The 11,488-nt window shown below is 60.5% G+C and carries 12 protein-coding genes; 5 read left to right on the top strand and 7 right to left on the bottom strand.

Going from position 1 to position 11,488, the window contains the following annotated elements; all coding sequences use genetic code 11:
* Positions 1-149: 149 nt before the first annotated feature.
* From istB to BFN67_RS19130, 5 genes are all read right to left on the bottom strand, one after another.
* Complete coding sequence (gene istB, locus BFN67_RS19150; protein WP_080917952.1) at positions 150-905, bottom strand: IS21-like element helper ATPase IstB; 756 nt, start codon at positions 903-905, stop codon at positions 150-152.
* 13 nt (positions 906-918) lie between these two features.
* A complete protein-coding gene (gene istA / locus BFN67_RS19145; RefSeq protein ID WP_080917953.1) occupies positions 919-2,454 on the bottom strand; it encodes an IS21 family transposase in 1,536 nt (511 codons plus the stop codon).
* Positions 2,455-2,623: 169 nt separating this feature from the next.
* Complete coding sequence (locus BFN67_RS19140) at positions 2,624-3,541, bottom strand: NAD(P)/FAD-dependent oxidoreductase (RefSeq protein ID WP_080921115.1); 918 nt, start codon at positions 3,539-3,541, stop codon at positions 2,624-2,626.
* Positions 3,542-3,958: 417 nt separating this feature from the next.
* The gene (locus BFN67_RS19135; protein ID WP_080921114.1) at positions 3,959-4,552 is read right to left on the bottom strand and encodes an NADPH-dependent FMN reductase; all 594 of its coding nucleotides are present in this window, start codon (positions 4,550-4,552) and stop codon (positions 3,959-3,961) included.
* A 106-nt stretch (positions 4,553-4,658) separates the two neighbouring features.
* Positions 4,659-4,916: a hypothetical protein gene (locus BFN67_RS19130; RefSeq protein WP_080921113.1), complete on the bottom strand. Its 258-nt coding sequence runs from the start codon at positions 4,914-4,916 to the stop codon at positions 4,659-4,661.
* 130 nt (positions 4,917-5,046) lie between these two features.
* Here BFN67_RS19130 and BFN67_RS19125 point away from each other — a divergent pair, with 130 nt between their 5' ends.
* Entirely contained in the window at positions 5,047-5,946 is a 900-nt protein-coding gene (locus tag BFN67_RS19125) for a LysR family transcriptional regulator (RefSeq protein WP_080921112.1), read from the top strand.
* Between the two features lie 177 nt (positions 5,947-6,123).
* On the opposite strand, the gene BFN67_RS19120 is transcribed toward BFN67_RS19125, so the two are convergent.
* The gene (locus tag BFN67_RS19120; RefSeq protein WP_080921111.1) at positions 6,124-7,023 is read right to left on the bottom strand and encodes a LysR family transcriptional regulator; all 900 of its coding nucleotides are present in this window, start codon (positions 7,021-7,023) and stop codon (positions 6,124-6,126) included.
* Between the two features lie 112 nt (positions 7,024-7,135).
* Between BFN67_RS19120 and BFN67_RS19115 the strand changes: the two genes are divergently transcribed.
* From BFN67_RS19115 to BFN67_RS19105, 4 genes are all read left to right on the top strand, one after another.
* Positions 7,136-7,876 carry an SDR family oxidoreductase gene (locus BFN67_RS19115; RefSeq protein ID WP_080921110.1) on the top strand — a complete coding sequence of 247 codons (741 nt, stop codon included), beginning with the start codon at positions 7,136-7,138 and terminating at the stop codon, positions 7,874-7,876.
* Positions 7,877-7,933: 57 nt separating this feature from the next.
* Complete coding sequence (locus BFN67_RS19110) at positions 7,934-8,836, top strand: SDR family oxidoreductase (protein ID WP_080921109.1); 903 nt, start codon at positions 7,934-7,936, stop codon at positions 8,834-8,836.
* A 141-nt stretch (positions 8,837-8,977) separates the two neighbouring features.
* Positions 8,978-9,400 (top strand): GTP-binding protein, encoded by a 423-nt coding sequence (locus tag BFN67_RS25255; protein WP_425349807.1) that lies wholly within the window; start codon positions 8,978-8,980, stop codon positions 9,398-9,400.
* A gap of 215 nt (positions 9,401-9,615) precedes the next feature.
* Positions 9,616-10,584 (top strand): RHE_PE00001 family protein, encoded by a 969-nt coding sequence (locus BFN67_RS19105; protein ID WP_342587459.1) that lies wholly within the window; start codon positions 9,616-9,618, stop codon positions 10,582-10,584.
* 438 nt (positions 10,585-11,022) lie between these two features.
* Here the strand turns inward: BFN67_RS19105 and BFN67_RS19100 are convergent.
* A partial coding sequence (locus BFN67_RS19100) for an ATP-binding protein (RefSeq protein ID WP_139789142.1) occupies positions 11,023-11,488 on the bottom strand: 466 nt, incomplete at its 5' end.

Below are 11,488 nucleotides of genomic sequence, written 5' to 3'. Positions count from 1 at the left end.
TGCGCATTCCGACGAAGCCGGCCAGTGATTCCGATCAATTACCGGCCACCCATTCCAATTTCATTCCGGCCGGGATTCCGATTTGAAGCCGGCCACTTTTTTGGATCACCTGGGTCGTTGTTGAGATTTGGTTCGAGTTTCGTTTCTGGTCAAGCCTGAGCTGTTTCCGGGTTTTGTGGCGCGCGCCGTTTTCGCATGCTTTCGCCGGTCAGTTCGATGCGATAGGCGTTGTGCACGAGGCGGTCGAGGATGGCGTCGGCGATGGTGGGATTGCCGATGATCTCGTACCAGTGGTCGACGGGCACCTGGCTGGTGACGATGGTCGATCGCCGCTCATAGCGGTCCTCGACGATCTCGAGGAGATCGCGGCGCTGTTCGTCGTTGAGCTTTTCGGGTCCCCAATCGTCGAGGATGAGCAGGTCGGTTCGGGCCAGCGCCTTGAGCATCCTGGCATAGCGACCGTCTCCCCTTGCGAGAGCGAGCGTGGCGAAGAGCCGTGGGGCGCGGTGATAGACGACGGAGAAGTCCTCGCGACAGGCCTTGTGCCCGAGAGCGCAGGCGAGCCAGCTCTTGCCGACACCGGCCGGGCCCGTGATCAGGAGCCCGTGACGCTGGCGAATCCAGTCGCAGCCTGCGAGCTTGAGGTACAGGGAGCGGTCGAGCCCGCGTTCGGCACGGAAGTCGGCATCTTCGACCTGCGCATCATGGCGCAGCCTGGCAGCGCGGGCACGCGCCTCGAAGCGCTTCTGACGGCGCAGCGTCGCTTCGTTCTCGAGCAGGATGGCAAGCCATTCGCCATGGTCGAGGGCGCGTGCTTCCGGCTGCGCGTCGAGATCCTGGAAGCCTTTGGCCATGCCGTGCAGTCCGAGGTCGCGCAACATGTCGAGGGTGGGATGGGTCAGCATGATCTTTATCTCCTCAATGGAAGTAGCCGGGACCACGCAGATTGGCGTGGTCGATGATGGCGCCGGGATTGCCGGCAGGCCGGGCGGCCTTGTGGTTGATGATGAGGGCGGCGATGCTCTTGCAGGTCAGCCCGCCGATCTCGACGGCGCGGGCTGATATGGTCTCGGCACGCTCACGACGGAGATCCCGGTAGAGGCGCAAAACGCCAAGGCATGTGCGGAACCCCTGTTCCGGATGCGGTCGGCTGGCCAGAATGGCGATGATCAGCCCCTCGGTCTGTGGCCCGATCGATGCCGCCCAGCGGCGGAAGCGTGCCGGCGTCCACTCTGCATATCGACGGTGGGAACTGGGCATGTGCTCGGGGTTGGTGCCGTAGCGGCGTCCGCCATAGCGGCGCTGATGAACGGCGACGCGCTTGCCGCGGTGGAAGATCTCGATCGTCCTGCTGGTCGCGCGGATATCGACCTGCTGGCGGATGAGGCTGTGCGGCACGGAATAGAAGAAGGTCTTGAACTCGACATGATAGTCGGTGGCGACGCGAGCCAGGCGCCATTCGGCGAACTCGTAATTCTGCACCGGTAGGCTCGCCAGGGTCGGCCGTTCCACCGTCTCGAACAAATGGCGGCGGCTGACGCCAAGGCGGCGCATGACATGGTCATTGATGCGGTCGAGCGCCCCGGCGATTGCGGCATTGGCCTCGGCCAGCGAGAAGAAGGTCTGTCGTCGCAGCCGGCCGAGAATGCAGGTCTGGGCGAAACGCACGCCGTTCTCGACCTTGGCCTTGTCCTTCGGGCGACGCGGCCGCGCCGGCAGCACGCCGACGCCATAGTGCGAGGCCATCATGCCATAGCTGCGGTTGATCTCCGGATCATAGAAGGAGGCATGATTGACGCCGGACTTCAGGTTGTCGGGCACGATCAGGCGCGGGACGCCGCCGAAGAAGCTGAACATGCGTACATGCGCGCCGATCCAGTCCGGTAGCGCCTGCGTCCAGGTCGCTTCCGCATAGGTGAAGCCGGATGCACCCAGGACGCCGACAAAGATCTCCGCCTCGCGGATCTCGCCGGTCAGCGGGTCGACGATGGCGATCTTCTTGCCGGAATAATCCACAAACACCTTGTCGCCGGCGACATGCTCCTGGCGCATCGTCGGCGACAGACGCTTCTCGAAGCCGCGGAACAGGTCGCAGAAACGGCTGTAGCCATAGCCGCCGGAATGGACGGCGCGGTACTCTTCCCACAGAAGCATCAGCGTGACGCCCGGCTTCTTCAACTCCAGCGCAAGATCCGCCCAGTTCGGCTCCGGCAGCCGGCGCAGGCCCTGCTTCACCCCGGCGCGGGCGAACAGCCGGTTCTCCAGCGCGTCGTCGGTCAGGTCGCCTGGCAGCGGCCAGATCAGTCCCGCCGCGGTCGCGCGCTTCAGATTGTCCTGCACGGTGCTGCGCGCGACGCCCAGCCTCTGTGCGATCTCGCGGGCGCTGGTTCCATCACCGGCAAGCCGCAGCATCTGTCGTAATTGTCTCATGGTCAGCCTTCTCTTTGCCGGCATTACGCGTCCCTTGTTCAAAAGGACCGTCATGCCAAAGTTGCTGACCCTGGTGCTCCTGCTCAGACCTCAAAGCGGCCGGATATTGATCGGAATGGTGGCCGGCTTCACGTCGGAACGATGGCCGGCTTCAGGTTGGAATGCCCGGCCGGATAATGTCGGAATCCGCAGCTCAAGCAGCCTTGACCGTGCGTCGTTCACTCAGCATGCGCTCCAATAGATACATGGTGACGATCGGCCCAACAGTCGTGCCCGATGCGGCAGCATGGACTAGGTGCGCCAAAGGTTCATTGGCGTTGCCGATCGCAAACACACCCGGTCGACTGGTCGCCCCTCCCGCATCCGTCTTGGCAAAACCAAGCTCATCAACCTCACACAGCGACCGAGCGAGATCAGATGCTGCGCGTGACTCAAGTGACACCCATGCGGCGTCGGTTGCAATCGGATCGCCGCTTGCGGTCATGACCGCCACGAGCCGATCACCTTCATGGATCAGCCCTGTCACTTCGTCCGCCAGCGTCCGGATGCCGAGCAGCGCCATTCGCTCCGCCTCGACATCGGTGAAAGCGTGTCGAGTGACAACCGTCACGTCGGGCGACCACATTCTGACCCAGGACGCCATATGCGCCAGGCGCGCGTCGACGCCGAACACGACGAACCGTCCATTTCGCACCTCATGGCCATCGAAGCACGGACAGACGCGAAGATCCGTCCCCCAGGCTTCACGAATGCCATCGATCGCAGGCAACTCATCAACGAGGCCCGTCGCCAGGACGATTGTCCGGGCCAGAAGCGGCTTTCCGCCGGCAAGGACAGAAAACAGTCCGTCATCCAACGGGTCGATGCGATCGACCATTTCGGACCTGATCTCCGCACCGAAGCAAACCGCCTCGTCACGGGCTTGGCGCAGCACGGTAGTTGGGGAAGCCCCATCAAAGCCTATATACTCGCGCACTTCTTCCACAGCGTGAATGCGCGATGGACCTCCATCAAACACGACCGTTGATCGACCGGCCCGTGCCAGGAACAAAGCCGCACTCAGACCGGCGACCCCCGCACCCACTACCACCGTATCCACCGTCGTCATCATCGATTGCTCCTTGATGAACCTGCCAACGCAACGCCTATATCATAACATTATAGGTGACAATATGTGTCATCGTCTCGGCATTTCGGATTGTATTTTTAGCACCCGTGGTCGTTCTGTCGTCGTGCTGTACAACTTCGTCGACCGCACGAGGCCTTCAACGGAAAGACGCCCCTACGAGGGACTCCCCTCGAGGGGGCGGGTCCCGGCAGGATGGTCATTTTCTACTCCTTGGGACTTCGTGTTGCTCCGGGAAAGAGACCTGAGCACGAAAGCCGAGCACAAACGAAGTATATGAACTCCCCCCTTCAGGCCGTTCATCGGTGGAGTAACCGATCCTCTCAGCGGCGAGAATGGCTATAATCTTGCAGGTCATGACCGACCCTTTCAGCCTTCTCAATTGCCTCTCTTTAGACCCGCTCATGCGGCGCGGCTCCTTGGCGGCTTTCTTTGTGTTCTGTCCGCTTCGTTCAACTTCATTGCAATGACAAGGAAGGTATCCAGATATTGCTGGAGGAAAGACCGGGTGCCCTGATTGGTAATCGCGCCTGCTTCGTCGATAAGGTCGGGCCGGTATGAGATGTAGGCCTCCCCGCCGACAACCAGAGCTCCAAGAATGCCCAGGATCTGGCGTAGATGCTGCTGACCGACGGCCGTTCCAATTGCTCCGGGCGATGTGCCCGTGATGGCGGTCACCTTGCCCTTCCAGACATTGTCCGTCATCGGTTTCGACCCCCAGTCGATAGCGTTCTTCAGAACTGCCGGGAGCGAGCGGTTGTGTTCCGGCATGGCAACCAGGACCGCATCGCTATCCGCGATCTCGTTCGTGAAGCGGTGCACGTTGGCGGGGCGCTCCGTCTCCAGGTCGGCGTTGTAAATCGGCAGGTCGTCGATCTGGATGAAATGGGCGTCCACTCGGTCGCCCGCGAGGCGCACCAGCGCCTCGGCCAGCATTCGGTTGATCGATTCACGCCGATTGCTGCCGACGATCACAGCTACTTTGAGTTTGCTCACTGTTTGTCCTTCCAAGGCTTTCAGGCTTAAATGCTACTGACCCTCTGGCCGCCCTGTCGGCCGGAGGCCCGCCGCCATTGGCAAGGCGGCGGACTTTCCTTAAAAGTCAACGCGCTAGAAGCGTGTCACTGAACACTGCTGTGACGTCACCGCGGTTGTCGTTGATCAGGGCATTGACATGAGAGCCCGCTTCAAGATCCGCCGGGATGGCAACATACAGGGGGACAGCGGCGGTCGAACCATCGTCAAGAACGATCACGCGGGTGCCCCTGTCGACGGAATGCACCGTGCCGCTAATTTGGGCGGCACCAGCCGTACCGGTGAATGCAGCGAGAGTGGCAATGGTCATAATAATCTTTTTCATAAGAAGCTCCTATTGTTGGTCACTAATTCGAAACAAGTCGGGTGATTTGTCTCGTGACCAATAGCTAGGGCTTTCATGGCATTCCTTGAAGTGCTATAAAGGTGCTTGTTCCTATCGCTTTTGGTGATATATGCTCGATACTCTCACCCTTGATCAACTGCGCGTTCTCGTTATGGTCGCAGACGTTGGCAGCTTCTCAGGCGCTTCACGCCGTCTGCAACGCGTCCAGTCTGCGATCAGCAAATCGATACGAACCCTGGAAGATGCGCTATCGATCCAGGTTTTCGATCGGGCAGGCAAATATCCTGTGCTGACACCTGCCGGATCCGCTCTAGTGGATGATGCACGCAAGTTATTACGCGATGCCGATGTTCTGAAATCCCGCGCCCGGGGCATGGCTGAGGGGCTCGAGCCGGAACTGGGCCTGGCCGTGGACCCGCTGTTTCCCAACGAGGTTCTGATGCGCGCGCTCCGGGAGCTTGAAACGGAATTCCCAACTCTTCCTATCCGGCTGGTCACAGCCGGCCTGGGCGTGCCTGAACGGCATCTGCGTGAAGGAGCGGTGGCGGTGGCAGTTTATTCGCTCGAAACCACGGGCGCCGACGATCTAGATGCAACGTTCCTTGTCACCATCGATATGGTCCCGGTCGTTGCGGCAGGTCATCCATTGGCTCGTCTCCACGGTCCGATCGGTCGCGAAGATCTCACTCGGCACGTTCAACTCGTGCTGAGCGACACTGGGCCCGCCGGATGGCAGCGGGGATTGGTCAGTCAGAAGATCTGGCGGTTTGCCGATGTCTACGTCAGGCTTGAGTTCCTGCTTGCAGGCTTCGGATGGTGTAACATGCCGCGCCACCTCATCTCCCCGGCACTCGCTGATGGACGGCTCGTCCAGCTTGAAATCCGCGAGCAGACGGGCTTCCAGCTGCCGTTGCAAGCCGTTCGACTGAGCGGAAAGCTACCCGGGCTGGGCGCTTCGGCCTTGATCCGCAACCTGCAGACGCTGTTGAAGCAAGGCGAAGATGTCTGATTTCTGCGTCGGCTTATCATGTGCGCGCAATGGCGCAGCGGCGCGGGTTCTCAGGCCATGCGCCATGACCCCGGTCCTTTGCGGTTCCTCGAAGAGGCCTTTTTCCATCGCACGCTTCGAGCCGGCATGTATGAGACCGTGCCCAGCTTTTCGCCAGTCCGCAGCTAATTGCCATTCTCAAGGGGCGTCACGTGTTCGATATTGCTGCTCCAGCCAGTCGATGAAGACGCGCAGGCGCGGCGAAAGCTGACGTGTATGGGAATAGAGCGCATGCACCGGCGTGAGAGGCGGTGGGCAATCCGCCAGCAATTCGACAAGAGTACCCTTGGCAAGCTCGGAAACCACCCTGTAGCGCGGTACCTGAACGATGCCGAGACCGGCGCAGGCCGACGCAAGGTTCGTGTCCGGTCCGGTGACCGTAACAACCATGGGCAGCATCAATTCCTGAACTTTCCCCGCAACGGTAAATGCGAGCGGAGTGATGGACGGTGTGTCAGGAGCCAGCAGACCCATCATTCTATGGCCATTGGCGAGATCATCGAGCGTGCGCGGCGTTCCGAAGCGAGCAAGATAGTCCGGACTGGCGAAGGTGCCGCACTTAAACTCGGCTAGCTTGCGGTAATAGAGCGAAGAATCCGTCAGCGTGCCGGCGCGCACGATGCAGTCGAAGCCTTCCCGCACCATGTCGAGCGGCTGGTGAATTTCGCTTAGATGCAAGCGGATGCCGGGATAGCGCGCAAGAAAGTCCGGCAGGCCAGGCAGCAGGAAATAACGTGCCTGCGTACCGTGCACATCGACGCGCAGCAGACCCGAAGGCTTGGCTCCGCTGAATCCTGCCTCCGCATCCTCAAGATCGGCAATCAGGCGAATGCACCGCTGGTAATAGGCTTCGCCGTCCAGCGTAGGCCTTACGACGCGCGTTGTTCTTTCAAGCAGGCGTACACCCAGCCGCCGTTCCAGATGCTTGACGGCATCGGTGACGGTCGAGCGCGGCACTCCCAGATCGTCGGCCGCCAATGTGAAGCTACGCCGCTCGGCGACACGGGTGAAGATGCGCATGGCATCGAAGCGGTCCATATTATTTGTTCGCGATTTTCGGATAGTGATGCCAGATCATAGATGATTATCCGAGGTTTTGAAAAGCACATACTCTCCTTTGTCAGCAACGCACTCACAAAGGAGAACTCGAATGACAACGAACACCAACAAGGTCGCAATCGTCACCGGAGCCTCGCGTGGCATCGGTGCAGCGATTGCCCAACGCCTCGCCAAGGACGGCTTCACGGTCGTCGTGAACTACGCCAGCAATGCCGGCGAGGCCGAGCAACTGGCAGGCAAGATCGAGGCTGCCGGCGGCAAGGCCCTCACCGCGCAAGCCGATGTTAGCGATGCGGCGGCGGTGGCGCGTCTGTTCGACAAGACCGAAGCGGCTTTCGGCGGTATCGACGTCCTGGTCAATAACGCCGGCATCATGCGGCTGGCGACGATTGCCGACGGTGACGACGCCCTCATCGATAGCCAGATTGCCACCAATCTCAAGGGGAGCATCTACACCCTGCGCGAGGCCGCACGGCGTCTGCGCGATGGTGGCCGGATCGTCAATTTCTCGACCAGCGTCGTCGGGCTCAAGCTCGAGACTTATGGCGTCTATGTCGCCACAAAGGCGGCTGTTGAAGGGTTGACTGGCATCCTCGCCAAGGAACTGCGCGGCCGCAACATAACCGTCAATGCCGTTGCGCCCGGACCAACCGCGACAGCGCTCTTCCTCGACGGCAAGTCGCCGGAATTGATCGAGCACACGTCGAAGATGAACCCGCTCGAACGGCTCGGTACGCCCGAGGACATTGCGGCGGCCGTCGCCTTTCTCGCGGGCCCCGATGGCGCCTGGATCAACGGTCAGGTGCTGCGCGCCAATGGCGGCATAGTCTGATCCATCATCGCCTCAGTCACGCGCCCAAGAGCGCAATAAATTGAAAGGAATACAGTCATGTCCAAGAAGATCATCCTCATCACCGGTGCTTCAAGCGGCTTCGGCCGCCTGACAGCGGAAGCGCTCGCCCGCGCCGGCCACACCGTCTATGCCTCGATGCGCGACATCGCCGGTCGCAACGCGAAGAACGCGACCGAAATGGCAGAATTATCGGAGCGCGAAGGCGTGGACCTTCGCTCCGTCGAACTCGATGTGCAGTCGGAGCCCTCGGTCAATGCAGCGGTCGAGGAGGTCATCGCAAAAAGCGGGCGGATCGACGTGCTCATCCACAATGCCGGTCATATGGTGTTCGGCCCGGCCGAAGCCTTCACGCCCGAGCAATATGCCCAGCAATATGACGTGAACGTGCTCGGCACGCAGCGGGTGAACCGCGCCGCGCTACCGCACATGCGCGCCGCCAAACAGGGTCTGTTAGTCTGGGTGTCGAGCAGCAGCGCGGCCGGCGGCACACCGCCCTACCTTGCGCCTTACTTCGCCGCAAAGGCGGGTATGGATGCGCTGGCGATTCAATATGCCCGCGAGTTGTCCCGCTGGGGCATTGAAACCACGATCATCGCGCCGGGGGCTTTCACCAAGGGCACCAATCATTTTGCCCATTCCGGCCGGCCGGCCGACGAGCAGCGCGTGGCGGAATACGAGGCTGGTCCATACAGAAACTTTACCGAGGAACTTCAGCCCAAGCTGGCAGCGACCGTGCCGGACGATGCCGATCCTGAAGGTGTGTCGCGTGCGATCGTCGACGTTGTCGATGCGCCGTTTGGTGAGCGCCCCTTCCGCGTTCATTACGATCCGGCACAGGACGGTGCGAACGTCACCTTCGCGGTGATGGATCGCGTCAAAGCTGAAATGCTTCACCGCCTCGGCCTTGCCGATCTGCTCAAGCCGGCGATGCTGGTTTAAAATACAGTATGCTTTATCGCGGACAGGCGACGTGAGCACCTATTTATATAGATCGCTGCGTCGCCTGCGCGTATAATCGGTAACGGAAAGAGCAACGCGGCCTCCGATGAAACCAGATCCGGCATGATGCTCTTATAGGACCTGAGAAACTCTCCCGTCTTTCACGTCCCGCTTGTCCATAAGGCTTGCCCGTCACCGTATTGTCGGGCCTCTCTCGGATCAGGCAAGACCACGCTTCTAAACCGCGGGCTCAACGATCGCGAGGGTAACTATATCGTGGTGACCGTCAACGACATCTCAAGGCATCCGGTTCTCCGCGATAACGGGGCTAAAACGTCGGCACCAAACCGCTCGGCCCCGGCAGATCGCATTTGTCTTCTCTCCCTGCGAAAGCCGGACCTCCGCTTCTCGCAACATTCCGATGATCAATCTGTTCGGCCGTGTAATTCTTCCGTGCTCCTTTCAAAGCCCAAAATAGCCGAAACTCTAACTCTCAAAGGACCAACTTTCCGGGGGGAGGCCAGACCCTCAAACGTGAGCGATTTAGAGTTTGGCGCCGTCTAAGGAAGCTTCAGCGATTGCGGTCGCAAGCCCGCGCGGATTTTCCACACACATCCCATGCCCAGCATCTGGCACCACGAGCACCCGAATATCGTGAAGCGGCAAGATTTCGGCGTCCGGGTTTGGAAGGTTGCGCGCTCCAAAGATAAACGTCTTTTGGGCCGGATGACGGAGAAATCGAGAACGCCAGTCAGGAGAGCTACCTTCAACTAGCGACTTTGCGCCGCGATACACAGCCAGAGGAGACGCAGCCCGCATGGTTGCTGCCCATTCCAGGTAGCCGGCCGCTTGTACGCGCGCCGACCCATGAGCTGACAATAGCACATCAGATTCTGCGAGTTCGCCGTCGCATTGCGAGTGGTAAAGCCGACTGGGCGACGAGCAACGCCGGTATGGCCTCGTTGACGGGGTTCGCCGATCCGGCGCCGGAACTGCCGGCCGAAGAAGAGGTAGCGCCATCGGATGAGCCGACTGACCTCGATTTCACAGATAACGACGATGCGTTTGCGAAGGAGCTGGCAAGCTTCGATGCAGTCCTCGATCAATCACAGGAGGTCCTCGACCGGATTTCCAAAGGACAGCAAAAGCAGGCCGGGAACCCTTTGGTAGTGGGGGAGCTCATGATCCGAGATCCAGATTGGGACGAAGAAGACCGTTTGGCACAGTGGACGCGGGTTCTCCGGGATACCGCGGCGATCCCGGCTACACTCGCATCTGCCGTGCTGTGGGATGCGTGGGAAGACCTGGAACCTCTTCAACGACAGCATTGGCTCGGCAGTCAGTTGGTCAGCGCCAACCTGCGGGGTAGGGGGAAAGTCACTTCGCACCTGTTCAGCTTCAATGTCGGACTGAAGGTGGTGCCGAGGGAACAGCGACGGTCGTCAAACCGAACGACCCGCCTCATCGCGTTCCTCGATGCGATGGCGGCCTCCGCCGAGAATGGAATGAAGGAAATTGCCCGGCTGACACAAGCGCGGGAGCAGATGGTGCGAAGGCCCAAAAACAGGCGATCATCGAGCAGATTGCCGACAGCGATCGACTTGGTCCTGTCGCGTCCGGTCGTATCGGCCGCGACCATTGCCAAGGCGGCGAAGGTAACGCAGCGCGGGGCACTTGATCTCATCGCGGATCTCGGTGTTCGGGAACTGACCGGGCGAGGCCGCTACCGCGCGTGGGGAATACTCTAGCGAGAATGGGTGACCGATTTCTTTCGGTACGCTAGGCGGTCCACTTCACTCTTCCCAGGTTGGCGGTATCTCCATGACGCGGCAGTCTGCGACAGAGGCATTCCGAGCCACAGCGCGGGAACGGCCCTTCCGACCATTGCGGCCGTTTGTCGGTAAGAATTACTTTCCTTGAAGCTGACCCTAAGATGGCAGGAGTTGTCGCAGATTTTGGGGATTGACGCGGCAAGAGAGACAGGAAATTGACAGCAAAGCCAAAACTTTACATAGCCCTCAAGCACAGACGGAAAGAGAAATGATGCGAAATGTCAACGGCGGAGCAAAATCAGGCCATTGGGCGGCGCAAAAGTAGGCCACTTCGCGCCGCAAGTGGGGAACGTCGGGAGGGCGTAGCCCGACCAGAGTTTCCCGCTTGCGGCGTCGGCGATTTTTGTGAGGGTTTCAGCCAGCCTTTCGGGCGCGGCTTTGAGCGAGACGGTAGCTATCGCCGTTCATCTCGAGAATGTTGACGTGGTGGGTGATGCGGTCGAGCAGAGCGCCGGTCAGGCGTTCCGACCCCAGCGTTTCCGTCCATTCGTCAAAAGGAAGATTGCTGGTGATCAGGGTCGCACCGCGCTCGTAGCGTTGCGAGATCAGCTCGAACAGCAATTCTGCCCCGGTCTTGGAGAGCGGCACGAAGCCGAGCTCATCGATGATGAGGAGCTTGTAGCCAGCCGTCTGCTTCTGGAAGCGTAGCAGACGCCGTTCGTCGCGGGCCTCCATCATCTCGCTGACCAGGGCGGCAGCGGTAATGAAGCCGACGGGAAGGCCCTTCTGACACGCCGCCAGGCCGAGGCCGAGCGCGACATGGGTCTTGCCCGTGCCGCTGGGACCGAGCGCGATGACGTTCTCGCGGCGCTCGATCCAT

The organism is Manganibacter manganicus (assembly GCF_002075885.1).
GTDB classification, from domain to species: domain Bacteria; phylum Pseudomonadota; class Alphaproteobacteria; order Rhizobiales; family Rhizobiaceae; genus Mesorhizobium; species Mesorhizobium manganicum.
The sequence above is the reverse complement of the archived record's forward strand: the minus strand, read 5'-3'. Positions and strand labels throughout refer to the sequence as shown.

Excerpts from the sequence above, each read along its gene's own strand:
- istB (WP_080917952.1), bottom strand. The coding sequence starts at position 905 with ATGCTGACCCATCCCACCCTCGACATGTTGCGCGACCTCGGACTGCAC.
- istA (WP_080917953.1), bottom strand. The coding sequence starts at position 2,454 with ATGCCGGCAAAGAGAAGGCTGACCATGAGACAATTACGACAGATGCTG.
- BFN67_RS19140 (WP_080921115.1), bottom strand. The coding sequence starts at position 3,541 with ATGATGACGACGGTGGATACGGTGGTAGTGGGTGCGGGGGTCGCCGGT.
- BFN67_RS19130 (WP_080921113.1), bottom strand. The coding sequence starts at position 4,916 with ATGAAAAAGATTATTATGACCATTGCCACTCTCGCTGCATTCACCGGT.
- BFN67_RS19125 (WP_080921112.1), top strand. The coding sequence starts at position 5,047 with ATGCTCGATACTCTCACCCTTGATCAACTGCGCGTTCTCGTTATGGTC.
- BFN67_RS19120 (WP_080921111.1), bottom strand. The coding sequence starts at position 7,023 with ATGGACCGCTTCGATGCCATGCGCATCTTCACCCGTGTCGCCGAGCGG.
- BFN67_RS19115 (WP_080921110.1), top strand. The coding sequence starts at position 7,136 with ATGACAACGAACACCAACAAGGTCGCAATCGTCACCGGAGCCTCGCGT.
- BFN67_RS19110 (WP_080921109.1), top strand. The coding sequence starts at position 7,934 with ATGTCCAAGAAGATCATCCTCATCACCGGTGCTTCAAGCGGCTTCGGC.